At 67.4% G+C, this 26954-nt stretch carries 23 protein-coding genes; 14 read left to right on the plus strand and 9 right to left on the minus strand.

All coding sequences use genetic code 11. The annotated features are described in order from the left end of the window. The first annotated feature begins 92 nt into the window (after positions 1-92). The 3 genes from proS to DK26_RS04845 are packed head-to-tail and all read left to right on the plus strand — an operon-like array spanning position 93 to position 3436. Positions 93-1424 (plus strand): proline--tRNA ligase, encoded by a 1332-nt coding sequence (gene proS / locus DK26_RS04835; protein ID WP_066468936.1) that lies wholly within the window; start codon positions 93-95, stop codon positions 1422-1424. Positions 1425-1437: 13 nt separating this feature from the next. Next, on the plus strand, positions 1438-2736 hold the full coding sequence (locus DK26_RS04840) for a lipoprotein-releasing ABC transporter permease subunit (RefSeq protein ID WP_066468939.1): 1299 nt from the start codon (positions 1438-1440) through the stop codon (positions 2734-2736). 10 nt (positions 2737-2746) lie between these two features. Then, on the plus strand, positions 2747-3436 hold the full coding sequence (locus tag DK26_RS04845; protein WP_066468941.1) for an ABC transporter ATP-binding protein: 690 nt from the start codon (positions 2747-2749) through the stop codon (positions 3434-3436). A 134-nt stretch (positions 3437-3570) separates the two neighbouring features. Here DK26_RS04845 and DK26_RS04850 read toward each other — a convergent pair whose 3' ends face one another. Beyond that, positions 3571-4524, minus strand: coding sequence for a DMT family transporter (locus DK26_RS04850; RefSeq protein WP_066468943.1), 954 nt, complete (start codon positions 4522-4524; stop codon positions 3571-3573). Positions 4525-4967: 443 nt separating this feature from the next. Between DK26_RS04850 and dnaE the strand changes: the two genes are divergently transcribed. The 3 genes from dnaE (at position 4968) to pncA (ending at position 9943) form a co-directional block, all read left to right on the plus strand. Then, entirely contained in the window at positions 4968-8438 is a 3471-nt protein-coding gene (dnaE, locus tag DK26_RS04855) for a DNA polymerase III subunit alpha (RefSeq protein ID WP_066468949.1), read from the plus strand. 156 nt (positions 8439-8594) lie between these two features. Beyond that, positions 8595-9320, plus strand: coding sequence for an FkbM family methyltransferase (locus DK26_RS04860; RefSeq protein ID WP_066468951.1), 726 nt, complete (start codon positions 8595-8597; stop codon positions 9318-9320). Beyond that, entirely contained in the window at positions 9317-9943 is a 627-nt protein-coding gene (gene pncA / locus DK26_RS04865; RefSeq protein WP_066468952.1) for a bifunctional nicotinamidase/pyrazinamidase, read from the plus strand. Before DK26_RS04860 ends, pncA begins: the two co-directional genes overlap by 4 nt. 13 nt (positions 9944-9956) lie before the next feature. On the opposite strand, the gene DK26_RS04870 is transcribed toward pncA, so the two are convergent. After that, positions 9957-11123: a GGDEF domain-containing protein gene (locus DK26_RS04870; protein ID WP_066468958.1), complete on the minus strand. Its 1167-nt coding sequence runs from the start codon at positions 11121-11123 to the stop codon at positions 9957-9959. Positions 11124-11372: 249 nt separating this feature from the next. Between DK26_RS04870 and DK26_RS04875 the strand changes: the two genes are divergently transcribed. Further along, positions 11373-11768, plus strand: coding sequence for a pore-forming ESAT-6 family protein (locus DK26_RS04875; protein ID WP_184231672.1), 396 nt, complete (start codon positions 11373-11375; stop codon positions 11766-11768). Positions 11769-11919: 151 nt separating this feature from the next. Here DK26_RS04875 and DK26_RS04880 read toward each other — a convergent pair whose 3' ends face one another. Continuing rightward, the gene (locus tag DK26_RS04880; RefSeq protein WP_066468959.1) at positions 11920-12105 is read right to left on the minus strand and encodes a hypothetical protein; all 186 of its coding nucleotides are present in this window, start codon (positions 12103-12105) and stop codon (positions 11920-11922) included. 240 nt (positions 12106-12345) lie between these two features. Between DK26_RS04880 and DK26_RS04885 the strand changes: the two genes are divergently transcribed. The 3 genes from DK26_RS04885 to cysN are packed head-to-tail and all read left to right on the plus strand — an operon-like array spanning position 12346 to position 15724. After that, complete coding sequence (locus tag DK26_RS04885; protein WP_083532969.1) at positions 12346-13179, plus strand: phosphoadenylyl-sulfate reductase; 834 nt, start codon at positions 12346-12348, stop codon at positions 13177-13179. Further along, positions 13176-14078 (plus strand): sulfate adenylyltransferase subunit CysD, encoded by a 903-nt coding sequence (gene cysD, locus DK26_RS04890; RefSeq protein ID WP_066468960.1) that lies wholly within the window; start codon positions 13176-13178, stop codon positions 14076-14078. The genes DK26_RS04885 and cysD overlap by 4 nt, the downstream gene beginning before the upstream one ends. Further along, the gene (cysN, locus tag DK26_RS04895; protein ID WP_066468962.1) at positions 14078-15724 is read left to right on the plus strand and encodes a sulfate adenylyltransferase subunit CysN; all 1647 of its coding nucleotides are present in this window, start codon (positions 14078-14080) and stop codon (positions 15722-15724) included. Before cysD ends, cysN begins: the two co-directional genes overlap by 1 nt. A 161-nt stretch (positions 15725-15885) precedes the next feature. Here the strand turns inward: cysN and DK26_RS04900 are convergent, their stop codons facing one another. From DK26_RS04900 to DK26_RS04925, 6 genes are all read right to left on the minus strand, one after another. Then, on the minus strand, positions 15886-16317 hold the full coding sequence (locus tag DK26_RS04900; RefSeq protein WP_066468964.1) for a RidA family protein: 432 nt from the start codon (positions 16315-16317) through the stop codon (positions 15886-15888). A 26-nt stretch (positions 16318-16343) separates the two neighbouring features. Next, a complete protein-coding gene (locus DK26_RS04905) occupies positions 16344-17990 on the minus strand; it encodes an AMP-binding protein (RefSeq protein ID WP_066468965.1) in 1647 nt (548 codons plus the stop codon). A gap of 156 nt (positions 17991-18146) precedes the next feature. Beyond that, positions 18147-19352 carry an acyl-CoA dehydrogenase family protein gene (locus tag DK26_RS04910; protein ID WP_066468970.1) on the minus strand — a complete coding sequence of 402 codons (1206 nt, stop codon included), beginning with the start codon at positions 19350-19352 and terminating at the stop codon, positions 18147-18149. A gap of 1 nt (position 19353) precedes the next feature. Beyond that, positions 19354-20187, minus strand: coding sequence for an enoyl-CoA hydratase family protein (locus DK26_RS04915; protein ID WP_066468972.1), 834 nt, complete (start codon positions 20185-20187; stop codon positions 19354-19356). Then, entirely contained in the window at positions 20184-20729 is a 546-nt protein-coding gene (locus tag DK26_RS04920; RefSeq protein ID WP_066468974.1) for a MarR family transcriptional regulator, read from the minus strand. Before DK26_RS04920 ends, DK26_RS04915 begins: the two co-directional genes overlap by 4 nt. A 2-nt stretch (positions 20730-20731) precedes the next feature. Next, complete coding sequence (locus DK26_RS04925; protein WP_066468977.1) at positions 20732-21493, minus strand: SDR family oxidoreductase; 762 nt, start codon at positions 21491-21493, stop codon at positions 20732-20734. Between the two features lie 234 nt (positions 21494-21727). Here DK26_RS04925 and DK26_RS04930 point away from each other — a divergent pair, with 234 nt between their 5' ends. The 4 genes from DK26_RS04930 (at position 21728) to DK26_RS04945 (ending at position 26954) form a co-directional block, all read left to right on the plus strand. Beyond that, a complete protein-coding gene (locus tag DK26_RS04930; protein ID WP_066468979.1) occupies positions 21728-24082 on the plus strand; it encodes a bifunctional salicylyl-CoA 5-hydroxylase/oxidoreductase in 2355 nt (784 codons plus the stop codon). 69 nt (positions 24083-24151) lie between these two features. Further along, positions 24152-24502 (plus strand): hypothetical protein, encoded by a 351-nt coding sequence (locus tag DK26_RS04935; RefSeq protein WP_157089514.1) that lies wholly within the window; start codon positions 24152-24154, stop codon positions 24500-24502. 136 nt (positions 24503-24638) lie between these two features. Then, entirely contained in the window at positions 24639-25586 is a 948-nt protein-coding gene (locus tag DK26_RS04940; protein WP_066468983.1) for a ring-cleaving dioxygenase, read from the plus strand. 246 nt (positions 25587-25832) lie between these two features. After that, on the plus strand, positions 25833-26954 hold the full coding sequence (locus DK26_RS04945; protein ID WP_066468984.1) for a DUF2778 domain-containing protein: 1122 nt from the start codon (positions 25833-25835) through the stop codon (positions 26952-26954).

The following is a 26954-nucleotide window of genomic DNA, read 5'->3' on the forward strand; positions in this document are numbered from 1 at the left end:
CCGGGTTGCAATTTCGCGACCGGGATGGTGTTTCTGGAACCTTGCCGACTCGCTGCGCCGGCCGGCGCAATCTCCTCCTGAAGAGCCCTGCGATGCGCCTCTCCCGCTATTTCCTGCCGATCCTGCGCGATACGCCCAAGGAGGCCGAGATCGTCTCGCATCGGCTGATGCTGCGCGCGGGCATGATCCGCCAGCAATCGGCCGGCATCTATTCCTGGCTGCCGCTGGGTCTGCGCGTGCTCAACAAGATCAGCGCCGTCGTGCGCGAGGAGCAGAATCGCGCCGGCGCCGTCGAGATTCTGATGCCGACGATCCAGTCCGCCGATCTTTGGCGCGAGAGCGGCCGCTACGACGCCTATGGCAAGGAGATGCTGCGGCTCAAGGACCGGCACGACCGCGAGATGCTCTACGGCCCGACCAATGAGGAGATGGTCACCGAGATCTTCCGCTCCTACGTCAAGTCCTACAAGGATCTGCCGCTCAATCTCTACCACATCCAGTGGAAGTTCCGGGACGAGGTCCGTCCGCGCTTCGGCGTGATGCGCGGCCGCGAGTTCCTGATGAAGGACGCCTATTCCTTCGATCTCGACCAAGCCGGCGCCCGCCATGCCTACAATCGCATGTTTACCGCCTATCTGCGCACCTTCGCCCGGCTCGGTCTGAAGGCGATCCCGATGCGGGCCGATACCGGCCCGATCGGTGGTGACCTCAGCCACGAGTTCATCGTGCTCGCCTCGACCGGCGAGAGCGAGGTCTTCTGCCACCAGGACTACCTCGGCTTCGAGACGCCGTCGGCCGACACCGATTTCGCCAGCGTCGCAGGGCTGCAGGGCGTGGTCGACAAGTGGACGAGCCTCTACGCCGCCACCGAGGAGATGCACGACAAGCCGGCCTTCGACGCCATCCCCGCCGACAAGCAGGTCTCGGCCCGCGGCATCGAGGTCGGCCACATCTTCTATTTCGGCACCAAGTACTCCGAGCCGATGGGCGCGACGGTCGCCGGGCCGGACGGGCGTGAGACGCCGGTCCATATGGGCTCCTACGGCATCGGCCCGAGCCGGCTCGTCGCCGCGCTGATCGAGGCTGGCCATGATGAGGCCGGCATCGTCTGGCCGGACGAGATCGCGCCCTTCGACATCGCGGTCCTGAACCTCAAGACCGGCGATGCCGCGACCGACGCCGCCTGCGAGCAGCTCTACAAGGGTCTCGCCGCCAAGGGCTATGACATGCTCTATGACGACCGCGACGAGCGGCCGGGCGGCAAGTTCGCCACCGCCGATCTGATCGGCATGCCCTGGCAGGTCATCGTCGGGCCGAAATCCCTCGCCGAAGGCAAGGTCGAGCTGAAGCGGCGCGCCGGCGGCGAGCGCGAGCTGGTTTCGCTGGAAGCGGCCCTGGCCCGCTTCCCCGGCAAGAACGCGTGAGCGGGGCGCGGCGATGAGCACGGCCAGCGAGGCGCCTCCAGCTGCAGCGGCGCCCACCGGCACGAAGCCTTTTGCCGGCTTCGAATGGCTGCTCGCCGGGCGCTATCTGCGCACGCGCCGCCGCGAGGGCTTCGTCTCGGTCATCGCCGGCTTCTCGTTTCTCGGCATCCTGCTCGGCGTCGCGACGCTGATCATCGTGATGTCGGTGATGAACGGCTTCCGCAAGGAGCTGCTGGAGAAGATCGTCGGCGTCAACGGCCACATCTTCGCCACCCCGATCGACCGGCCTCTCGACGATTACGAGGCGGTGGCGCAGCGGCTGCGCAAGGTGCCCGGCATCAAGTTCGCGATCCCGCTGGTCGAGGGGCAGGCCCTGGCCTCCTCGCAGGTCGGCAATGGCGGCGTGCTGGTCCGCGGCATCTCGGAGGACGACATCAAGTCGATCCCCTTCGTCGCCAACAACATCAAGCAGGGCACGCTCGACGGTTTCGGCACGTCCGGCGGCGTCGCCATCGGCCGGCGGCTCGCAGGCTCGCTCGGCCTGCAGGCCGGCGACACCATCACCATCGTCACGCCGCGCGGGGCTTCGACACCCTTCGGCACGGCGCCGCGGATAAAAGCCTATCCGATCACGGCGATCTTCGAGATCGGAATGTCGGAGTTCGACGCCTCCTTCGTCTTCATGCCGCTCGGCGAGAGCCAAGCCTATTTCAACCGCGACGGCGACGTGAACGTCATCGAGATCTTCATCGACAACCCCGACCAGACCCAGGCGGTGCGCGATGCGATCGAGGCGGACGCGCCGCGCCCGCTCGTCCTGTCCGACTGGCGCCAGCGCAACCGCACCTTCTTCAATGCGCTCGAGGTCGAGCGCAACGTGATGTTCATCATCCTGACCCTGATCGTGCTCGTTGCGACCCTGAACATCGTCTCGGGCCTGATCATGCTGGTTAAGGACAAGACCGAGGACATCGCGATCATGCGCACCATGGGGGCTTCGCGCGGCACGGTGCTGCGGGTGTTCCTGATCACCGGTGCGGCGATCGGCGTGATCGGCACCTTCGCCGGTTTCGTTCTCGGCCTGCTTTTCGCCAAGAACATCCAGACCATCAACAAGGGCGTGAGCAGCCTCCTCGGGGTCAACCCGTGGGATCCGACCGTGCGCTTCCTCAGCGACATCCCTTCGGTGGTCGACTGGCGCGAAGTGACCGCTGTGGTTGTGATGACGCTCGTCCTGTCGCTGCTGGCGACGCTCTATCCGGCCTGGAAGGCGGCGCGGCTCGACCCCGTCCAGGCCCTGCGCATGGGCTAGGGGCAAGGCCATGGCAACCGAGACCCCCTCGCTCTTCCTCTCGCAGATCGAGCGCTTCTATCCGCAGACCGACGGGCCGCTGGAGATCCTGCGCAAGGCCGATTTCGCGATCTGGCCCGGCGAGATGGTGGCGCTGGTCGCGCCGAGCGGTACCGGCAAGTCGACGCTGCTCCACGTCGCCGGCCTGCTGGAGAGCCCCGATGCCGGCGAGGTCTTCGTCGGCGGCGTCGCGACCTCGCAGCTCGACGACAAGGGGCTGACCCGGCTGAGGCGCACCGAGATCGGCTTCGTCTATCAGTTCCACCACCTCCTGCCCGAGTTCACCGCGCTGGAGAACGTCGTGCTGCCGCAGCGCATTCGCGGCCTCGGCAAGCGGGAGGCGTCAGAGCGGGCGACCGAGCTCCTGACCTTCCTCGGCCTGGGCGACCGGCTCGACCATCTGCCGAGCGAATTGTCGGGCGGCGAGCAGCAGCGCGTCGCCATCGGCCGCGCCGTTGCGAATGCGCCGCGCCTGCTGCTGGCCGACGAGCCGACCGGCAATCTCGACCCGCACACCTCGCTGCACGTGTTTTCCACGCTGGTGGCGCTGGCCCGGGCCTCTGGCCTCGCAGCGCTGATAGCAACCCATAATCTCGACCTGGCCTATCGCATGGACCGGCGCGTCACGATTCGCGACGGGTTGGTCGTTCCGCTCGACTAGCACCAGTTCGAGCAGGAGAGCTGGTCAGGTGGAAGCGAGCTGACCGGCACGTCCGCCAAATGCAGACGGCAGATTGGGGCAGGGCTCGACCGTGCGCGCCGCGCGGCTACTCGTGCTGGGCTCCTTGGCCCGGCTCAGGGCGCTCTCGGTTTCCGGCGCGGTGCGACGACGATCAGGCCGGCGATGACGATCACCGCGATCCCGGCCCAGGTCGCCGGCGCCGGAAAGTCGCCGAACACCGCGAGGCCCAGAGCCGTCGCTCCGACCAGTTCGAGATAGACCAGCGGCGACAGCGTCGAGACCTGGGCGAAGCGAAAGGCGCTGATCGTCATCAGATTGCTGGCGGCCGAGACCAGGCCCATCAGCAGGATCAGCATGATGCCCTCGCGGTCGGGCATGCTCCATTGGAAGATCACGAAGGGCGTCAGCATGGCGATGCCGAGCGTGAGCTGCAGCGTCAGCGTCGACAGCGGCGAGGAGGCCTTCGCCGTGGCGCGGGTCATCACGAGATAGCAGGCCATCAGCGCTCCCGAGGCCAGGGCGATGAGCGTGCCGCTGCTGGTCTCGGCACCGGGGCGAACGACCAGAAGTGCACCGGCAAAGCCGAGCCCGACTGCCGCGAGGCGGCGCCAGTCGAGCCGCTCGCGCAGGATCACGGTTGCGAGCAAGGTCGCGATGATCGGAGCGACGAAATAGGCCCCTAGCGCATCGGCCAGCGGCACATGCTTGATGGCCATGAAGTACAGCGTCATGGCGCCAACGAGGAAGGCCGTCCGGATGATCTGCGGCAGGAGCTGCTCGCGCGCGATCAGCGGTTCCGGCGAACGCCACTGTGCAACGGCGACGATTGGAAGCAGGAAGCCGAGCGCCGCGACATAGCGGGCCCAGCTCAGGAAGGCGGCCGAATGCGCGCCGCTGAGATATTTGGCGATCGCGTCGGAGCTCGGGATGATCAGCATCGCCCCTGCCATCAACGCGATGCCCATCGCCGTGTTGCGCCCGTGATCGGTCTGGCCCGGGCGGGGAGCTTCGGCCGCAACCGCTTCATCCAGGGCTTCGGACACCCCGTCCTTGTTCTGCGAGTTCATGGGCAGGTCCCGGCCACTCCGGCTCCGCCGTCATGGAAGCCGAGCCCGCGCCGGGCTTGACGCGGAGCCGTCGTCGGCGCAAGTCCGGCAGATGCTGCGAAAGGTTTTGTTAACCGCCGTCGAACGTGCGGCAGGTGGAACTAACCTATCGGCATTGACGTGAACAAAATAGGAACTAACCTGAACATAGATCGAACGAAGGAGACCGACATGCTGATCGCTCGCAAGCTGATGGCCGGCGCCGCCGAGTTTTTCGCCCTCGCGCTGTTCGTCGGGATGATCTGGGTCTGGGCGGCGCTGGCCTCCGCCCCGGGCGTCTGAGGAGGTTCCCGACATGCCTCGCGGCCCCGGCTGCGCGGCATGCGCCTGGCGTCCACAGCCCGGCCGCCGCAGCGTCTCGACCCCGGCGCAACGCTGCGCGATAACCCGCCCGAGAGGGCATCATGACCGACCGGAAGAACGATTCGCAGGTTGAGGACGAGGTCGGATTCGTCCACCTCCACGTCCATTCGAGCTATTCCTTGCTCGAAGGCGCGATCCAGGTCGGCGCGCTGGCGAAGCTCGCCGCTGGCGACGGTCAGCCGGCAATGGCGCTGACCGACACCAACAACATGTTCGGCGCGCTCGAATTCTCCGAGAAGCTGGCGGGCATCGGCGTCCAGCCGATCGTCGGCGTGCAGCTCGGCGTCGATTTCCAGGACGAGGAGGGCGGCGGCCGCAAGCCCGTCCAGCCGGTGATCGGCCATCTCGTCCTGCTCGCCATGAACGAGGCGGGCTACGGCAATCTGATGAAGCTGGTGAGCCAGGCCTGCCTGGCGGCCGGCGCCGGCCAGCCCGTGGTGACCATCGAACAGCTGCACGATGGACGCGAGAACCTGATCGCTCTCACGGGCGGCGCTGGCGGGCCGCTGGACCTTGCCTTGCGGGCTGGCCAGCCGGCGCAGGCCGGGGCGCGTTTGAAGCGACTGCAGGCGAGCTTCGGCGACCGTCTCTATGTCGAGCTGCAGCGCCATGAGCGCGATGACGGCCCCTCGGTCGAGGCCGGGCTGCTCAAGCTCGCCTATGACGCCGACCTGCCGATCGTAGCAACCAACGAGCCCTATTTCGGCAAGCCGACGGATTTCGAGGCGCACGACGCTTTGCTGGCGGTCGCGGCCGGCCGGCTTCTGTCCGACAATGAGCGCCGCCGCGTGACGCCGGAACACTATTTCGCGACGCGGGCCGAGATGAAGCGCCGCTTCGCCGATCTACCGGAAGCGCTGGCCTCGACTGTCGAGATCGCGCGGCGCTGCTCCTGGCGCGTCGGCACCCGCAAGCCGATCCTGCCGCGCTTCGGCGAGGAGGGCCGCGACGAGGCGGAGGAGCTGGAGAGTCAGGCGCGTGCAGGGCTCGCCGCCCGGCTGGAGAAGCATGGCCCAGCCCAGGGCTTCACCGTCGAGGACTACGACAAGCGGCTCACCTTCGAGCTCTCGATCATCACCCGGATGAAGTTCCCGGGCTACTTCCTCATCGTTTCCGATTTCATCAAATGGGCCAAGGACCACGACATCCCGGTCGGGCCCGGCCGCGGTTCGGGTGCCGGCTCACTCGTCGCCTATGCGCTGACCATCACCGACGTCGACCCGCTGCGCTTCGGCCTGCTGTTCGAGCGCTTCCTCAATCCGGATCGCGTCTCGATGCCGGACTTCGACATCGACTTCTGCCAGTACCGGCGTGAAGAGGTGATCGAGTACGTCAAGCACCGCTATGGCCAGGAGCGCGTCGCCCAGATCATCACCTTCGGTACCTTGCAGGCACGCGGCGTGCTGCGCGACGTCGGCCGCGTCCTGGAAATGCCCTACGGCCAGGTCGACAAGCTGACCAAGCTCGTGCCGCAGAACCCGGCCAAGCCGATCACCCTGCCGGAAGCGATCGCCGGCGAGCCGAAGCTACAGGAGGCGGCGGCGGAGGAACCTGTCGTCGCGCGACTGCTCGAGATCGCCCAGAAGCTCGAAGGCCTGCACCGCCACGCCTCGACCCACGCCGCCGGCGTCGTCATCGGTGATCGGCCGCTGGAGCAGCTCGTCGCGCTCTCGGTCGATCCGCGCACCGGCATGCGCGTCACCCAGTTCAACATGAAATGGGTCGAGCAGGCCGGGCTGGTGAAGTTCGACTTCCTCGGCCTGAAGACGCTGACGACGCTGACCATCGCGGTCAAGCTGATCGCCCAGCGCGACATCAAGGTCGACCTCGCGCAATTGCCGTTCGACGATCCGACGACCTACGCCATGTTGGCGCGCGGCGAGACGGTCGGCGTGTTCCAGGTGGAATCGGTCGGCATGCGCAAGGCGCTGGTCGAGATGAAGGCCGACCGGATCGAGGATCTGATCGCGCTGGTGGCGCTCTACCGCCCCGGTCCGATGGACAACATCCCAACCTATTGCCGCCGCAAGCTCGGGCTGGAGGAGCCGACCTATCTCCATCCCGGCATGGAGCCCTATCTCTCCGAGACACATGGCATCATCGTCTACCAGGAGCAGGTGATGCAGGTGGCGCAGGCGCTCTCGGGCTATTCGCTCGGCGAAGCCGACCTGCTGCGTCGCGCCATGGGCAAGAAGATCAAGGCGGAGATGGACGCCCAGCGCGATCGCTTCGTGAAGGGCGCCATCGAGAACGGCATCAAGAAGGACATCGCCTCCGAGATCTTCGACCTGCTGGCGAAATTCGCGGACTACGGCTTCAACAAGAGCCATGCCGCGGCCTATGCCGTCGTCGCCTTCCAGACGGCCTATCTCAAGGCCAATTTCCCGGTCGAGTTCCTGGCGGCGTCGATGACGCTCGACATCGGCAACACCGACAAGCTCTCGGAATTCCGCCGCGATGCCGAACGCCTCGGCATCAAGGTCGAACGGCCCTCGATCAACCGCTCCGGCGTCGATTTCGACGTCGCCGATGGTGCGATCCGCTATGCGCTGGGAGCGATCAAGGGCGTCGGACGCGCCGCGGTCGAGTCGATCGTCGTGGCGCGCGCCAAGGAAGGTCCCTTCCGCGACCTCGCCGATTTCGCGCGCAGGATCGATACGCGGCTGGTCAACCGCCGCACGATCGAGGCGCTGATCTGCGCCGGCACGCTCGACGAGATCGAGCCGGAGCGCGCCAAGGCGATGGCGGCGGTCGACGGCATGCTGGCGCTCTCGAACCGCATTCGTGACGAGGCCGCGGCTGGACAGCTCGACATGCTCGGCAGCGGCGGGAGCGCGGAAGCCTTCCGCATTCCGCCCTTCGAGCCCTGGGCGCCGGCTGAGCGCCTGCAGCGCGAGCACGACGCCGTCGGTTTCTTCCTCTCCGGCCATCCGCTCGACGATTACGAGCATGTGCTGAAGCGCCTGCGGGTCCAGAGCTATGCCGATTTCGCCCGCACCGTTCGGGCCAGCGGCACCTCGATCGCCAAGGTCGCCGCCTCCGTCATCGACCGATCGGAGCGCCGGACCAAATCGGGCAACAAGATGGGCATCGTCCAGCTCTCGGACCCGACCGGCCAGTTCGAGGCGATCCTGTTCTCGGAAGGCCTGCAGCGCTATCGCGACCTGCTCGAGCCAGGTGCGGCGCTGGTGATCAGGCTCTCGGCCGTGCTCGACGGCGAGGAAGTCCGTCCGCGCATCGAGGATGTCGAGCGGCTCGACGAACTCGCCTCGCGCCAGAAGCAGGATCTCTGCGTCTTCCTGCGCGACGACAAGGCGCTCGCCTCGATCGCCGAACGGATCAAACCGCGCGGCGACGGTGCCCGCGCCGTCGGCAAGGTCTCGCTGGTGATGATCCTCGACGATGGCGCACAGGAGGTCGAGGTCGAGCTGCCCGGGCGCTATCCGATCAACCAGCAGGTCGCGAACGCCGTCCGCGCTGCCCCGGGCGTAGTGAACGTCGAGCTGAGCTGACGGACCGCATGTCCAAGCAGGGCCTTCCTGGCCCTCATCCTGAGAAGCGCTCCTCAGGACGAGAGCTGGGGAAGGCCGCAAGCAGTTTCTTGAGCTTGCGCCGTAAGCCGCTGCTGCCTCAGAGTGTTTGCAGAAGACGATGACGTCCGGGGGGACATGATGAAGCAGTATGTCGCGCGCATTCCGATGAGCCTTGCCGTGCCGGATGCCATGCATTGGGCGATCAAGGACGTGCTCGAGGGTGAGTACGAGGCTGGTTTCGATGGCGTCGGTCTCGACATCCTCGATATCGGCGCCAATGTCGGCTCCTTCGCGCTTTGGGCGACGGCGCGCTGGCCGGGCAGCGTCGTCACCTCCTATGAGCCGCATCCCGGCACCTTCGAACTGCTCAAGCGCAATACCGATCGGCGCCGCGACATCCGGCCGGTCAATGCGGCGCTGTTTCCAGGTGGTCAGAAGACGGCGAGCTTCGTCAGCCGCTTCGCCGGCGACGGGGAATCGGGGCTGGCATCCTATGCCGGCGACACCTTCGTCGACGGCGCCATGCTCGAGCGCTACGAGGTCGCGGTGGTCGATCCAGCGAGCCTGCCCTCGGCCGATATCGTCAAGATCGACATCGAGGGCGGCGAGGGCGACGTGCTCGATCACATCGACCTCTCGCAGACCTCGCTCGTCCTGCTGGAATACCAGAACCGCAAGAACCGGCTGCAGCTCGAGGCTCGGCTCGCGGCCAATTTCGAGCTGATCGACACTGTGGAGCATATCTGGGACCCGCTGCTCGAGCAGCGCTGCTACCGCCCCGACCTGGCCGGAGACGTCTATGGCCGTATGTTCGCGGCCCGCAGGGGGATCACCCGGATGACCAGGTCAGCCACGCGATGATCGACGCCGGGACGGCGCTGATCGCCGTCGATCTCCAGAACGATTTCTGCAGCGGTGGCAGCCTCGCCGTGCCGGGTGGCGAGGAGGTCGTTCCGCTCGTCAACGCGCTCGGTAGCCGCTTCTCCACGGTGGTGCTCACGCAGGACTGGCACCCAGCCGGCCACGCCTCCTTTGCCTCGAGCCATCCCGGACGCTCGCCCTTCGAGGTCATCGAGATGCCTTACGGCCCGCAGGTGCTCTGGCCCGACCATTGCGTTCAGGGCGAAGCCGGTGCCGATTTTCATCCGGCGCTCGCGCTCAGTGCGGCGCAGGCCGTGATCCGCAAGGGATTCCATCGCGGGGTCGACAGCTATTCCGGCTTCATCGAAGCCGATGGCCGCACGCCGACGGGCCTTGCCGGCTATCTGCGCGAGCGCGGTGTCGGGTGCATCGTCATCGCCGGCCTCGCCACGGATTTCTGCGTCAACTGGACGGCGCAGGATGCCGTCCGGGGCGGGTTCGAGGTGCTCGTCGTCGAGGAGGCCTGCCGGGCCATCGATCTCGACGGCTCGCTTGATCGGGCCTGGGCCGAGATGGCCGCGCTCGGCGTCCGGCGTGTGAGCATGGCCGAGTTCGCCGGCTAGACCGCATCATGCTTCAGTAGAGCGCGGCGGCCGGGTGCAGCTCGGCGCGGTCGCGGCCGAGGCGCTTCGAGCGGTAGAGCGCTTCGTCGGCCTGCAGCAGCAGCGCTTCCAGGCGATTATCGGCAAAGCTGCCTTCGGCGACGCCGATGCTGAGCGTCGGCTTCACCCTGGTCTCGCCCCAGGCCGCCAGGGCCCGGCCGAAGGCGGCGCGAATCCGGTTGGCGACGCTGATCGCCTCGGCCGCCGTCAGATGCGGGAGGACGACCACGAACTCGTCGCCGCCTTGGCGCGCCAGGACATCGCTCGCCCGCAGTTCGCTGCGCGCCGCATCGGCGAAGATCAGCAGAATCTTGTCTCCGGCAGCGTGGCCATGGGTGTCGTTGAGTCGCTTGAAATGGTCGATGTCGATGAGCAGAAGCGCCAGCCTTTGCGGTCGCCGGACGGCCTCGGCGGTCAGCGCCTCGATCGAGCGCTCCAAGCCGTTGCGGTTCAGGGCTCCGGTCAGCGCATCCTGCTGGGCGAGCGAGACGAGCGCGTTGCGATGGCGCTCGGTGGCGAGCAGCAGCAAAGCGCAGCCGCGCAGCAGCAGGAAAGCGGTGCCGGTGACCGCCAGCCATGGCTGCGGCTCATTGGGCGTGAAGAGCTCGGGGCCGATCTGGCCGGAGGCGGCGAGGTAAGCGTTGAAGGCGAAGGTCACGGCGGTCGGCGCGAACAGGCCGATCAGGATCGCGCCCGAGACCAGACGCTCGCGCCGCAACAGGTTGAACCCCTCGCGGACCACGGCGATGTCGCAGCAGCTCGCCAGCACGGACATCAGGATGACGCGCTTGGTGAAGCCCTCCGGCTCGTTCCAGAGCACGAGCAGCATGCCGGCGATCGCAATCGCGACGAAATAGACCGGCAACCGCGACGGGCGCCCGGCGAAGCTCCTGATGCTGTAGAGCGTGAGCAGATAGCCGGTCCAGCTCACGAGATTGGCGAGCGGTATCGAGATCAGATCCGGGATGGTGCCGCGCAGGGCAACCCCGATCGTGCCGATCCCGATCAGCAGATTGCTCAGACCCCACCACAGCGGCCAGCGCTCGAATCGACCCGTGGCGAACGCGAGCAGCTGCACGAGCCCGAGCAGCGTGCAGGTGATCGCGCCTGCCAGATAGATTGTCCTCAGGTCGAGATCCACGCAGCCGCCAAGTCGATTCTGTCGTAGCGAAACGCCTAGCAGCATCACGTGAATGGTTGGTTCACGGCTCGCATGTCGCTCGGGAAACGGCCAGCCCGATCTGCCGGCGCAGCCGGCGACGATCCTGTCAATCAGTGTTCGCTCATGATCGTCATGCGCTTGTCTTCGGCCTGACGCAACGCTAGCTCGGACACGGCCGGGGGGCGCCACCGCATCGACAGATGCCATGATCGGAAACGGAAGATCCCCATGACATTTCCTCTGAAGTCTTTCTGCGCTGCCGTTGCGGTTTCCATCCTCGGCTTCAGCTCCGGCGCCTTTGCCCAGGCTACGGCCGACCAGATGGCCATCGCCTATCAGGCGGGGCGCAACCAGCTCGGTATCCTCGCCTATTGCGCGGACAAGGGTCATGCCGGGGCCGACGTCGTCGAGATCCAACGCAAGATGCTGGGCCTGATTCCGGTGCCTGCGGACAAGAGCGCTGGCGATTCCGCCGAGGAGGCGGGCCGCAAGGGGACGATCTCGATGATGGGCGTCACCCAGGATATCGAAACGATCGCCAAGGCGCAGGGCGGCTCGGCGGCGTCGTACTGCAAGCAGATCGGCGATGTCGTGAAGCAGGCCGGCGCCTCGCTGCCGAAGTAACGGCGATCAGGGCAGGGGCGTCGCCCCGCTAGGATTGCGAAACGTATTGCGCGGCATGCTGGCTCGTCACCACGACGACAATTCGAGATGGAGCCGGCACGCCGCGCGGTCGACTGGTCGCAGGGCGAGGCAAGGGAATTCCCGGCGTGTCTCAGGCCCGCCGCTGCTTCGGTGCCCCTGGCGTCGTGGGCGAGACCGGGGCTGCCGGGTCGCTGGCCGGGAAGCTCTCTCGCAAGGCCTCATCGAGCCGCTTCTCGGCCGAGCCATTGCCTTCCTGCTTCTGCTTGCGCTGTTCCTTGCGCAGGCTCTCGACGGCTTTGCTGGCGGGTTTCGTCATGGTTTCCCCCTGTCGAATGTCGCATTGCGCCGACCGGTTCGTGCCTAGCGCAGCTCACCTTTGAAAACGCCGGATTCGCCCGCAGGTTCCGAAGAGCAGTGCTCTGCCGATCTTGCCGGACCGCGGAAGAAATTCTCCTTCGCCGGGGAAATTTGGAATTTCACGCTATCATTTGTGAATTGAGCTTGCGCCCCGGCGGGGATATTGAAGTGTTCGTTTTACAGAACATTCGAGCGTCCCATGAAGCGATCGGCGGAGGGTGATGAAGGCAGCGCGATCCGCGCTGCCGCTGGACTGCCTGTGCAAGCGAGCGCCCTGGACCGGCTGAGCCGGCAAGCCGAAGATCTGGTTGCGGCGTTCGAAACGGCGGATGCAGCGGCAAGGCTCGCCGGGCTTTGCGAGCGGGTCGAAGGCCGGCTGGTTTTCACTACCAGCTTCGGCCTCGAGGACCAGGTCGTTATCCATCTGATCGCGACTCAGGGGCTGTCCGTCGAGATCGTCACGCTCGATACCGGACGGCTCTTCGCCGAGGTCCATGCGCTCTGGGCCCAGACCGAGGCCCGCTACGGGCTCGCCATCAAGCCGTTCTATCCGCGCCATGATGCGGTCGAAGGCTTCGTTCGCGACCACGGCATCAACGGCTTCTACGCCTCCATCGCGGCCCGCAAGGCCTGCTGCGGGGTGCGCAAGGTCGAGCCGCTCGGCCGCGCGCTGGAAGGGGCTTCCGCCTGGATCACTGGATTGCGCGCCGACCAGTCGGCCGCGCGCGGCGCTGTTGCGCTTGCGGAGGCCGATGCCGAGCGTGGCCTCGTCAAGTTCAACCCGCTGCTCGACTGGTCACGCGAGCAGGCGCTCGCCTTCGCGAGGGCGAACGCAGTGCCGCTCAACCCGTTGCATGAGCAGGGTTTCCTCTCGATCGGCTGCCAGCCATGCACCCGTGCCATCCAGCCGGGCGAGCCGGAGCGGGCAGGGCGCTGGTGGTGGGAGGAGGAGGCGGCCAAGGAATGCGGGCTGCATCTCGGTCCCGACGGGCGGCTCGTCCGGGGAAAGCCGGCTTTGGAGGTTTCGGCGTGATCCAGCTCAGCCATCTGCAGAAGCTCGAAGCCGAAGCGATCTTCATCATCCGCGAGGTCGCCGCGACCTGCGAGAAGCCGGTGCTGCTCTACTCGATCGGCAAGGACTCCGCGGTTCTGCTGCATCTTGCGATGAAGGCCTTCCATCCCGGCAAGCCGCCTTTCCCGCTGCTCCATGTCGATACGACCTGGAAGTTCCGCGAGATGATCGCCTTTCGCGACGACACGGCGCGCCGGCTCGGGCTCGACCTCATCGTCCACATCAACGAGGAAGGCGTGCGCGCCGGCGTGAACCCGTTCAGCTCCGGTTCGCGCCTGCACACCGACGTGATGAAGACGCAGGGGCTGAAGCAGGCTCTCGACAAGTACGGCTTCGATGCGGCCTTCGGTGGCGCCCGCCGCGACGAGGAGAAGAGCCGGGCCAAGGAACGGGTCTTCTCGCTGCGCTCGGCGCAGCATCGTTGGGACCCGAAGAACCAGCGGCCGGAACCTTGGCGGCTGTTCAACACGCGCAAGGCGGCAGGCGAGAGCTTTCGCGTCTTTCCACTGTCCAACTGGACCGAAAAGGACGTCTGGGACTACATCGCGCTCGAGAACATTCCGGTCGTGCCGCTCTATTTCGCCGCTCCGCGCCCGGTCGTGCGCCGGAACGGCGCCTGGATCATGCGCGATGACGAACGCATGGAACTGTTGCCCGGCGAGGTGGTCGAGACCAGGCTGGTCCGCTTCCGCACGCTCGGCTGCTATCCGCTGACCGGCGCGGTCGAGAGCGAGGCGGCGAGCCTTACCGACATTATCGCGGAAATGCGGGCATCGCGTTCCTCGGAGCGCGAAGGCCGCGTCATCGACCATGACGGCTCCGGCTCGATGGAGCAGAAGAAGCAGGAAGGCTATTTCTGATGGGCGCGCTCGCCGAAACAAGAGGCGCGCCGGCGCCCGCGGGCGCATTCCGCCCGGCCAATGACGAAGGCCAGAATGCCGAGGGCAGCGCCCGCGCCCTGCTGCGCTTCATCACCTGCGGCTCGGTCGATGACGGCAAGTCGACCCTGATCGGGCGGATTCTCTACGAGGCCGGTGCGGTCTTCGACGATCAATTGACCGCGCTCGATGCCGATTCCCGCAGGTTCGGCACGCAGGGGCAGGCGCCGGATTTCGCGCTGCTGGTCGACGGGCTCTCCGCCGAGCGCGAACAGGGCATCACCATCGACGTCGCCTATCGCTATTTCTCGACGGAGCAGCGCAGCTTCATCGTCGCCGACACGCCCGGCCACGAGCAGTACACCCGCAACATGGCGACCGGCGCCTCGACCGCCGATCTCGCGATCATCCTGGTCGATGCACGCAAGGGCCTGCTGCCGCAGACGCGGCGCCACTCCTTCATCGTCTCGCTGGTCGGCGTGCGCCGGATCGTGGTGGCCGTGAACAAGATGGATCTCGTCGGCTATGACGAGGCGGTCTTCCGGCAGATCGAGGCCGACTACCGCGCCATGGCGGCCGGGCTCGGCTTCAGCGCGATCGACTTCATCCCGGTTTCGGCCCGCGACGGCGAGAACGTCACGCAAGCCTCGCGCTTGACACCCTGGTATCGCGGGCCGGCTCTCCTGCCTTTCCTCGAGGCCGTGACCGTTGCGGCCGAGGCGCGCGACGAGGCGGGCTTTGCGCTGCCGGTTCAGTGGGTCAACCGGCCCGATCTCGACTTCCGCGGCTATGCCGGCCTGGTCGCGCAGGGGCGCCTCCGCATTGGCGACAGCATCACGGTGCTGCCTAGCGGGCGCCGCAGCAGCATTGCGCGCATCCTCGCGCCATCCGGCGAGGTCTCGCAGGCGAGCGCCGGGCAGTCCGTCACCGTGACGCTGGCGGACGAGGTCGACGTCTCGCGCGGTGACGTCATCGCCTCGCTCGCCGACGGACCGCTCGTCCGGCAGGACTTGCGGGCGCGGCTGCTCTGGACCGGCGAGGCGCCCTTGCGCGAGGGCGCCGAGTTCATCCTGAAGCTCGCCACCGCCACTGCGAATGCCAGCGTTACGCAGCTGCAGCACAGGCTCGATGTCGAGAGCTTTGCCGAAGTGCCGGCCGACAGCCTGCCGATGAATGCGATCGGCCTCGCGACGCTGCGGCTCGACAGGCCATTGGCGGTCCAGGACTATGCGGGGAGCCCCGAGCTCGGCGGCTTCATCCTGATCGAGCGGCTGAGCAACCAGACGGTCGCCTTCGGCTTCGTCGAGGAGCTGCGACCGGTGGCACAGCTTGGCACCAGTGATGCCGGGCAGGAGCCTGGCCTGCCGCTTCGCCTGCGCCACGCCCTGGTGCGCCGGGTTGGCCGGCCTGGCTCAGCCCAGCGCCGCGCCTTCGCCAGCGGCTTGAGCTGGCGGGCTGGGTCGAGCCTGGTGCTGGCTGGCGCGACGATCGCGCTCGGTGCCTCGGGCGGCTTTGCAGCCACACTCGCAGTCGGGGATTTCGTACTGCGGCCCCTGGCCCACCGCGCGCATAAGCGGCTCTGGCGCCGGGAAGGCGCCGGCGATTTGCAGGATGGGGCGGGGATCTGAGGTCTGCTGGAGGCGCGGCCCTCCCAGACAGTTCCCTCGTCATTCCGGACAAGCGGCGTAGCCGCGCAGCTCCGGAATCCATCGAAAGGCGCTGAACTCTACGATGGATTCCGGCGCTCCGCTTCGCTGCGGCCGGAATGACGAAAACACGGGAGGCGGTCTCAGCCCGCTAGCACCGCCGTCGCTTCGATCTCGACCATCGCCTCGGGCTCGACCAGGGCCGAGACGGCGACGACCGCCATGGCCGGGAAATGCCGGCCGAGATGGGCGCGGTAGACCGGGCCGAGCTCGGAGAGACAGCCGCGATAGGCCTCGATGTCGGTGACGTACCAGGTCAGGCGCATGATGTCGGTGACCTCGCCGCCGCCGGCTTCGATGACCGCCTTGATATTGGCGAGCGTCTGGCCGACCTGGCCGAGGAAATCCCTCGCGAAAACGCCGTTCACGTCCCAGCCGACGAGGCCGCCTGTGGTCAGGACTTTTCCTTGCGCGATCATGCCGTTGGCATAGCCGCGCGGCTGCGGCCAGCCGTCCGGCAGGACGGGGCGGGGCTTGTGCGTGGCAAGGTCGGAGGGCGGCGCACCGCTGGACATGGCGTGTTCCTGCAATCGTCTGGTATTCACGGCTTATCGGCCGCTTCGGCTCGCGCCATCTCACGCAGCGCGAAACGCTGCAGCTTCCCGGTAGGCGTCTTCGGCAGGCTTGTCACGAAGGCGATGGCGCGCGGATACTTGTAGGGCGCGATCGTCGCCTTGACGTGCTCCTGAAGCGCCTTGGCGAGCGCGGCGTCGCCGGTGAAGCCCGGGCTCAGCAGGACATAGGCCTTAACGATCTGGCCGCGGTCCGGGCAGGGCGCGCCGACCACGCCGCATTCGGCCACCGCCTCATGCGCGATCAGGCAAGCCTCGACCTCGGGACCGGCGATGTTGTAGCCGGCCGAGACGATCATGTCGTCCGAGCGGGCCTGGTACCAGAAATAGCCGTCGGCATCGCGCAGATAGGTGTCGCCGGTGATGTTCCAGCCGTCCTCGACATAGCGGGACTGGCGGCTGTCGGCGAGATAGCGGCAGCCGGTCGGCCCGCGCACGGCGAGGCGCCCGGGCGTGCCGTCGGGTACTTCCTTGCCGTGCTCGTCGACGATCCGCGCCTCGTAGCCGGGGACCGGCAGGCCGGTCGCGCCCGGCCGGATCTTGTCGCGCGGCGCGCCGATGAAAATGTGCAGCATCTCGGTCGCGCCGATGCCGTCCATCAGCGGCAGGCCGGTCTTGGCCTGCCAGGCGTCGAAGGTCGCCTTGGGCAGGGTCTCTCCAGCCGAGACGCAGATGCGCAGCGAGGAGAGGTCGCGCCCCTCTGCATGGCCAAGGATGGCGCGATAGGCGGTCGGGGCGGTGAAGCAGACGCTGGCCCGATGCTGCTCGATCGCGGCCGCAAGATCGGCCGGCCCGGTCTTCTCCGGTAGGACGATGGCCGCGCCGATGCGCAGCGGGAACAGCACGATACCGCCGAGGCCGAAGGTGAAGGCGAGCGGCGGCGAGCCGATGAAGCGGTCATCGGGCGAGGCCTGCAGCACCCGCGCGCCATAGCTGTCGCAGATCGCCAGCAGGTCGCGCTGGAAATGTATGGTGCCCTTGGGCTCGCCGGTCGTGCCCGAGGTGAAGGCGATCAAGCAGACATCGTCCTGCGCCGTGTCCGCGGCGGCGAACTCCTCATAACCGGGCTTGACCATCAGGGCTTCGAGCTTGCCGTCGCCCCATGACACAATGGTCGAGAGTTCCGGTGCAAGTAGCTGGGCCGATTTGAGATCGTCAATCACGCGATGGTCGCAGAGCGCGAGCGCGATCCTGGCCTTGCGGATCGGGTAGAGCAGTTCGCCGGTGCGAAGCATCGGCATGGTCGCGACGGCGACGCCGCCTGCCTTGAGCACGGCGAGATAGGCAGCGACCATCATCGGCGTGTTGGCGGCACGCAGCAGCACCCGATGACCGGGGACGAGGCCGAGATCGCGGGTGAGCGCATTGGCGATGCGGTTCACTGTCTCGGCGAGCCTCGCATAGCTCCAAGTCTCGCTCGGCCCGATCACCGCCTCGCGCTCGCCCAGCCCCGCCGCGACGTGCCGGTCGACGAATTCGCTGACGACATTGAGCCGCTCGGGATAGCTCAACCCGGCGGCTGCGAGGTCGAGCCGCGGCCAGCTTTCGCGCGGCGGCAGATTATCCCGCGCGAAGCTGTCCACATGTCCCGACCGCAAGAGATCTGCGGTACCCATCTCGTTCCCCTGGCCTTGTTTGTCTTGTCCGCGGCCCTCATCCAGAGGAGCGCCCCCCCAGGAGCGCGTCTCGAAGGATGCTCCGGTTGGTTCCGGAGTCTCCCCGATCATCCTTCGGGACGCCGCTTTCGCGGCTCCTCGGGATGAGGGCCGGAGCTAAGTCTTGCCGTTGTTCGATATTTTGACGTTCTTCAGCAGGTCGCGCGCGATCACGACCTTCTGCACCTCGCTGGCGCCCTCATAGATCCTGAGCGCCCTGATCTCCCGGTAGAGTTCCTCGACCTTGACGCCGCGGGTGACGCCGAGGCCGCCATGGATCTGCACGGCGCGGTCGATGACCCGCTGGGCGTTCTCGGTGGCGACGAGCTTGGCGAGCGCTGCCTCGCGGGTGACGCGGGCCGCGCCGCGATCCTTGGTCCAGGCGGAGCGGTAGACCAGCAGCGCCGCCGCATCGACCTCCGCCGCGCTGTCGGCGATGGCGGCCTGGGAAAGCTGGAGGTCTCCGAGCGTGCCGCCGAACAGCTTGCGGCCGTTCGCATGGCTCACCGTCTCGTGCAGGGCCCGCCTCGCAAAGCCGAGCGCGGCGGCGCCGACCGTCGAGCGGAAGATGTCGAGCGTCGCCATCGCGACCTTGAAGCCGTCGCCGGGGCCGCCGATGCGGTTTTCGACCGGAATGCGGCAGGCATCGAAGCGCAGCGTCGCCAGTGGGTGCGGCGCGATCACGTCGATGCGCTCGGTGATGGAAAGGCCGGGCGTATCGGCCTCGACCAGATAGGCCGAGAGCCCGCGTGCGCCGGGCGCCTCGCCCGAGCGGGCGAAGACGACGTAATGGTCGGCGATGCCGCCGTTCGAGATCCAGGTCTTCTCGCCGTCGATGCGGACATGCGCGTTGCCGTCCGGGGTCGCCGTAGTCGCCATCGCGGCGACGTCGGAGCCGGCCTCCTTCTCGGAGAGGGCGAAGGCAGCGATGCGCTTGCCGTCGCGCACGCCGGGCAGGATGCGCTGCCGCATCGCCTCGCTGCCGGCGATCGAGATCGAGCCGGTGCCGAGGCCCTGCATCGCGAAGGCGAAATCGGCGAGCCCGTCGCGAGCGGCTAGGGTCTCACGGGCAAGGCAGAGCGTGCGGACATCGAGCGCGGCGTAGAGCCCGCCATGGGCGGCGGGCACCGTGGCGCGCAGGAAGCCGGCCTCGCCGAGCGCCTTCACGCGGGCGCGGCAGGCGGCATCGACATCGTCATGCGGCAGGCCGGGCAGAGTAGCGTCGGCCCAGGCCGCCAGCTTTTCGGCGAAGTCGCGGTGCTGCGGCTCGAAGAACGGCCAGTCCAGCGTATCGCCAAGAATCCCGACGCCGAGCGAGACCATGTCAGTTGCCCTCGAAGACCGGCTTCTGCTTGGCGGCGAAGGCGTGGTAGGCGCGGGCGAAGTCCTCGGTCTGCATGCACAGCGCCTGCGCCACCGCTTCCGCCTCGATCGCTGATTCCACCGACATCGCCCATTCCATCTCCAGCATGCGCTTGGTCATGGCGTTGGCGAAGGTCGGCCCGTCGGCGAGCTCGGCGGCGATCGCCTGCGCCTCCGCCAGCACGTTCTCGCGGGCGACCAGCCGGTTGAGGAACCCCCAGCGCTCGGCCTCGTCGCCGCGCAGGACGCGGCCGGTGTAGAGCAATTCGGCGGCACGCCCCTGGCCGATGATCCGCGGCAGCATCGCGCAGGCGCCCATGTCGCAGCCGGCGAGACCGACGCGGTTGAACAGGAACGCGACCTTGGTCTCGGCGGTACCGAGGCGCAGGTCGGAGGCCATGGCGATGATCGCGCCGGCACCGGCGCAGATGCCGTCGATCGCGGCGATGATCGGCTGCGGGCAGGCGCGCATGGTCTTGACCAGCTCGCCGGTCATGCGCGTGAACTTCAGCAGGTCCTTGGTCTCCATCGCGACCAGCGGCCCGATGATCTCGAAGACGTCGCCGCCCGAGGAGAAATTGCCGCCGGCGCCGGTGACGACGATCGCCTTGATCTCCTCCTCCTTCTGCGCCGCGAGGAAGAAGTCGGCGAGCTCGCGATAGCTCTCGAAGGTGAGGGGGTTCTTCTTCTCCGGCCGGTTCAGGGTCACCGTCGCGACCTTGCCGGCGACCGAAAGCTCGAAATGCTGCGGCGTGAAGCCGGCGAGCGGCAGGGTGACGGGGTTGGCGCTGGTCATGTCTGGTCTCCCGCCGAATCCGGCGTGCCGCTCTGGCGGCGGCCGATGGCGTTGTGCAGCGAGGCCTTGGTGCGGCCGAGCAGATGGAAGAGCTGCGCCGTCTCGGCCGGTTCGAGCCCGGCGAAGAGTTCGGCGATCCAGTCCTCGTGGCGCTCCGCCATCGCCTTGAAGGCGCGGCGGCCCTGGGCGGTCAGCGTCAGCACCTGCACACGCCGGTCCTGGGCGGCGGGGCGCTTGTCGACCAGCCCGTCGGCGAGGAGGCCCGCGACGACGGCGGTGACATTGCCATTCGAGACCATCAGGCGCTGCGAGACCTCGCCGACCGTCATGCCCGTGGTCGATTTTTCGAGCTGGGCCATCAGGTCGAAGCGCGGCAGTGTCGTCTTGAACTCCTCGCGCAGGCGGGTGCGGATTTCGCTCTCGATCAGGGTCGAGCAGGTCAAAAGCCGGAGCCAGAGGCGAAGCTCGTCCTTATGGTCGCCGGGGCGCTCGCTCGCCTTGGTCTCGCGGTCGAGCAGCAGGGCGTTGACGGGGATTTCCATGCTCAGAACTCCCCGCCATTGATCAGGAGGGATTGGCCGGTGATGCCGCGGCTCTCCGGTTGGCAGAGATGCAGCACGCTCGCCGCGACTTCCTCTGGGGTGATCAGCCGGCCCTGCGGGTTGTCCTTCACCAACTGCGCCAGCGCATCCTGCGCCGCCACGCCGGTCTTGCCGGTGATTGTGGCGATGCTGCCGGCAACCATGTCGGTGTCGGTATATCCGGGGCAGATGGCGTTGACGGTCACGCCGCTGCGGGCGGTCTCCAGTGCGAGAGAGCGCACCAGTCCGACCACGGCATGCTTGGCCGCGACATAGGCGGAAACATAGGGGTAGCCGCGATGCCCGGCGGTCGAGGCGATGGCGATCAGCCGGCCGGAGCCGCGCTCGATTATCGCCGGCAGGGCCGGGCGGAAGCTGTTGACCGTGCCGACCAGGTTGATCTCGACCATGCGCCGGAACAGAGCCGCATCGCTCTTGCGGAAAGGGGCTGTCTCGACCGCGCCGGCATTGGCCACCACGATGTCGAAAGGCTGCTCGGCCGAGAGTTCCGCCAGGGTCCGGGCCATGGCAGCCTCGTCGGTGACGTCGACGGCCGCGGCCCTGTCGGCCTCGCCAGCGTCAACAACCTGCTGCAGGATGGTTCCGTTGCGACCGATAATCGAGACCCGGACGCCGGCACGGTGAAGCGCCGCGGCGATCGCGCGGCCAATGCCGCGCCCGCCGCCGCTCACCAGGGCATGTTGTCCCGCCAGAGCCGATGCCATGAAGCCGCCACTCCCGTCTTGTGGATCAATATATTTTAGGTCTGAAGCATTTTGCAAGAGACCGATGGGGCACCGGCGCGGCCGCGATCGATCTTATGAAAATGTATTATTTTTTAGTAGTTTGATTGATGGTGACAGTCGGCGTCAGGGCTCATGGACTTGACCTTTCGCGTCGCTGTTGAAAGAAAATTATTTCAGACCTAAAATAACTCGGTCAGCTTGCGGAGGAGCGTCATGCGCATTGCGGTGGTGGGCGGCGGGCCGGCAGGGCTCTATTACGCGCTCCTGATGAAGCGCGACTGGCCGGCGCTCGACGTCACGGTGTTCGAGCGCAACCGCCATGACGACACGTTCGGCTTCGGCGTCGTCTTCTCCGATCAGACGCTCGATCTCTTCAAGGCGGCGGACCAGCCGAGCTATGAGGCGATCGTCTCGCGCTTCGCCTACTGGGACGATATCTCGATCCATTTCAAAGGCACGCAGCAGCGGATCTCCGGCAATGGCTTCTGCGGCTGCTCGCGGCGCACCCTGCTGATGCTGCTGCAGGAGCGGGCGCGGCAGGTCGGCGTCGCGCTGCGCTTCACCGAGGAGATCGTCGACATCGCCGCGCTGAAGCGCGATTATGACCTCGTCGTGGGAGCCGACGGCATCAACAGCCGCATCCGCGAGGGCGATCGCGAGCGCTTCGCGCCCGAAGTCGATCTGCGGCCGAACCGCTTCGTCTGGATGGGCTCGACCCGGCCCTTCGACGCTTTCACCTTCTTCTTCAAGGAGACGCGGCACGGCGTCTTCATCGCGCATTGCTACCAGTACGAGGCGGGGCAATCGACCTGGGTGCTGGAGACCGACCCGGAGACCTTCGCCCGTGCCGGACTCGAGGCCATGGACGAGGCGGGCTCGGCCGACTTCCTGGAGGAGATATTCGCCGAGGAGCTTCAGGGCCACCGGTTGATCACCAATCGCTCGCTCTGGCGCCAGTTCCCGATGATCCGCTGCCGGAACTGGGTGGTCGACAATGTCGTGCTGCTCGGCGACGCCAAGGCGACCGCGCATTTCTCGATCGGCTCGGGCACCAAGCTCGCCATGGAGGATGCGATCGCGCTGCACGGCGCCTTCCGCAGGGCCGGGCTCGATGTGAAGGCGGCGCTCGCATCCTTCGAGACGACGCGGCGCGAGGAGGTCGAGAAGACCCAGCACGCGGCCGATGTCTCGCTGGTCTGGTTCGAGCAGCTCCAGCGCTTCTGGGATTTCGACCCGCTGCGCTTCGCCTTCGGGCTGATGACCCGCTCCAAGGCGATCACGTATGACAATCTCGCCCTGCGGGCCCCGGAATTCGTCGCGGCGGTCGACAGGCTCGTCGCTGAGAATCTCGGCGCGGACCAGGCGGTGCGACGGGACGGTTCGCCGGTGCCGCCGGCCTTCCAGCCCTTCCGGATGCGCGAGATGCAGGTCGCAAACCGCTTCGTCGTCTCGCCGATGTGCCAATACTCGGCGCAGGAGGGCATGCCGGGCGACTGGCACCTCATGCATTACGGCGCCCGCGCCATCGGCGGGGCGGGGCTGGTCTTCACCGAGATGACCTGCGTCTCGGCCGACGCCCGGATCACGCCCGGCTGCGCGGGACTCTACAGCGACGAGCAGGAGGCGGCCTGGAGGCGGATCGTCGACTTCGTGCACGCCAATTCGGCGGCGAAGTTTTGCCTCCAGCTCGGCCATGCCGGGCGCAAGGGCGCGAGCAAGCTGATGTGGGATGGGATGGACCGCCCCTTGGAAGAGGGCGCCTGGCCGATCCTCTCGGCCTCGCCGCTGCCCTATTATCCCGAGAGCCAGGTTCCGCGCGAGATGACGCGGGTCGACATGGACCGGGTCAAGGCCGATTTCGTGCTGGCGGCAGAGCGCGGCCTGCGCGCCGGTTTCGATATGCTCGAGCTGCACTGCGCCCATGGCTACCTGCTGGCCAGCTTCCTCTCGCCGCTGACCAACCGGCGCGACGACGCCTATGGCGGTTCGCTCGAAAACCGGATGCACTATCCGCTCGAAGTCTTTGCTGCGCTTCGCGAAAACTGGCCTGCGGACAAGCCGATGTCGGTCCGCATCTCGGCGACTGACTGGCAGGAAGGCGGCATCAGTGCCGAGGAGGCGGTGGCGATCTCGGAGGCCTTCGCAGAGGCCGGCTGCGACCTCGTCGACGTCTCGACCGGGCAGACCACGCCCAAGGCCCGGCCGCATTACGGCCGCATGTTCCAGACCCCGTTCTCCGACCGCATCCGCAACGAGGCCGGTGTCGCGACGATGTGCGTCGGCGCGATCACCTCGGCCGACCAGGCCAACACCATCGTCGCGGCCGGCCGGGCCGATCTCGTCGCGCTCGGCCGGCCGCATCTGGCGGACCCCTCCTTCGTGCTGCGTGCGGCGGCCTGGTACGGGGCGGATGTCGCGCAGCCCGTGCAGTACCTGCCGGGCAAGGACCAGCTGATGCGGAACACGCCGCGCGAGCGCGAGGAGCTGCGCGAGCTCAAGCTCAAGGCCAAACCCAGCCGCCATGGCGAGGGCGCCGTCGCTGTGCAACCGGCCCGGGCCGCGGAATAACGCGGGAACCTCGCGGCCTGCCGGCGGGTTGTCGTCCGAAGCTCTTTTCGGACGATGGGAGGCAAGGCCATGGCACGAGGCCGCACTGGAACGACCGTATTCGCACTGCTGATCGGCCTCGGGCTCGGCGCAGGTCAGGCCTTCGCGCAGGCCGCGACACCCGCCCAGCCTTCGCCGACGCCGAGCCCGCCGGAGCAGCCCGGTGTCGGCCCGCGGGCGACGCATCCGTCGCAGGTCGACAAGGGCCAGAACATGATCCTGCCTTCGGCCGGGCAGGCGGGGCAGTCGGCGGCGCCGACCATGGTCTATGATTGCGAGAAGAAGCCGCAGGACTGCACGACCCCGACGAGTCCGGGGGATCAGGCTGACAAGCCTGCCCTGTCGCCGCCGCCGGCGGGAGCGCCGCCCGCGAAGCCATAGAGTTCGTTGCATTTTCGCAATGTATGATTGTCGTGAGCTTGGCTTTATGGCGTGACGGCAATGCCTATCTTGGTGGCGACCGATGCAACAGCGTGCGTCGCCGAAAGGTGACGCCGCCAGGAAAGGGGCTCACGCCATGCAACTGACAGGCATTCACCACGTCACAGCGATCACCGCGCAGGCTGCGCAGAACCACCGCTTCTATGTCGAGACGCTCGGCCTGCGGCTGGTCAAGAAGACCGTGAACCAGGACGACACCTCGGCCTATCATCTGTTCTATGCCGACGGCGCCGGCTCGCCCGGTACCGATCTGACCTTCTTCGACTGGCCGACGGCGCCCGCACGGCGCGGCACCCATTCGATCGTCCGCACCGCGCTGCGCGTCGCGAATGAAGCCTCGCTCGAATGGTGGCGGCAGCGGCTCGCAGCTGCCGGCGTCACGGTCTCGGACATCGTCACCATCAATGGTCGGGCGGCGCTCGACTTTGAGGATCCGGAGGGGCAGCGCCTGACGCTCGTCGCCGATTGCGGAGAGATTCCCTTCGCGGTCTGGGAAAAGAGCTCCGTTCCGGCCGAGCACCAGATCCGGGGCCTCGGGCCGGTGACGATCTCGGTCCCGCAGATCGAGCGCACCGAACTCGTCCTGACCAAGCTGCTCGGGCTGGAGCGGACCTCGAACTACAAGCATGCGCCGCATGCCTCGGGGGACATTCACGTCTTCAAGATCGGCGAGGGCGGTCCGGCCGCAGAGCTGCACGTCGCGGTCGAGCCCGGCCTGCCGCAGGCCCGCGAAGGGGCGGGCGGCGTGCACCATCTCGCGCTGCGGACGCCGAGCTTCGGCGAGTACGACGCCTGGGCCGAGCGGCTGCGGGAATCTGGCTACCCCAATAGCGGGCCGGTCGATCGGTTCTATTTCCGCTCGCTCTATTTGCGCGAGCCGAATGGCATCCTGATCGAGATCGCCAGCGACGGCCCGGGATTCGCTACCGACGAGCCGGCCGAGACGATGGGCGAGGCCCTGTCGCTGCCGCCCTTCCTGGAAGCGAAGCGGACCGCGATTGAGGCCGGCCTGAAGCCGCTGTAGCAGTGCGCTGAACGGGCCGGGGTACCAGCCGAGAGGCAGGTGCCCCGGCCTTTTTGTTGCCGGATGTCGAGTCAATTTTCTTCGCCGCGATTCATCCAGGATTAACCAAGCGCGCGCTCAATGAGCGCACGAGGTTGGGTGCTTCCCGAAACCACGGATCGGCCGGCAACGCCCTGATCGCTGGATGAGCGAAGGGCGTCGTCGCTGGGTCCTGGCGGCGTGCTCATGTGTCCCGAGGCGTTGCGTATGCGTATTTCGAACAGGTCGGCCGGCTATGCCTATAGCCTCGGGCGCAAGCGTCGCCATGGGCCCTTCATGCGCCTTGCCATCCTGCTCACGGTCGGCGGTGCCGCCGCCGCCGGTGTCTCGTTCTGGCAGGGCAAGGGTAGCGGAACCAGTGGCGCACAGGTCGCGCGGACGTTGCCGTTCAAGGCTGCTGCCCCCGCGAACGTCGCGGCGATGCCGGTGCTGCGGCCCGGCTATGTCGCTGGTTATGTCGCGCGACCCATGGCCGAGAGCAGGCCGCTTGCCGGCGCCTTCCAGTCGGCGAAGCCGGCGCCGAAACTTGCCGTGCTCGATCCCGAGACGACCGGCTCGATCGCGCCGTCCGCGGTCTCCAGTCCCGCGGTCGCGGCCATCCTGCCGCCTGTCCCGCCCGCAGCCGATCCGGCGCCGAAGATCGCGCTGATCAGCCCCTTGCCGGTGCCGCGCCCGTCTGATCTCAAGCTGCCTTCCGTGCCCGAGCCGCGTGCCACGGCCCGCGCAGGCTCGCGCCGGAGCAAGGATGTCGCCGCCGCGGCCGAGCCCCAGGTCGACAACCGCTCCTTCCTCGAAAAGATCTTCGGTGCGCGGACGCCGAGCACTGGCACGCAGCTCGCCTATGCCGCACCGCAGGACGATATCACGGGGCGTCGCGGCAGCGGCCTGACGGTGGCTCCCGAGCCGGCGCCTGCGCCATCTCCGATGGCGTCGCCGATGAGCGTCGGTCCCAAGACGGCGGTCTACGACATCAGCGCCCGCACGCTCTATCTGCCGAATGGCGAGCGGCTCGTGGCGAATTCCGGCCTCGGCGACAAGATGAACGACCTGCGCTACGTCCATGTCCGGATGCACGGGCCGACGCCGCCGCATGTCTACACGCTGACCGAGCGTGAGGCGCTGTTCCACGGCGTGCGGGCGATCCGGATGCATCCGGTCGGCGGCGCCGGCAAGATATTCGGCCGCACCGGCCTTCTGGTGCACAGCTACCTGCTCGGCCCGCGCGGCGATTCCAATGGCTGCGTCTCGGTCAAGGACTATGACCGCTTCCTGCAGGCCTTCCTGCGCGGCGAGGTCACGCGGCTGGTCGTGGTGGCCGGGCGGGGCTGA

It is taken from the genome of Allobosea sp. WAO (assembly GCF_001509835.1).
In the GTDB taxonomy this organism is placed as follows: Bacteria; Pseudomonadota; Alphaproteobacteria; order Rhizobiales; family Beijerinckiaceae; genus Allobosea.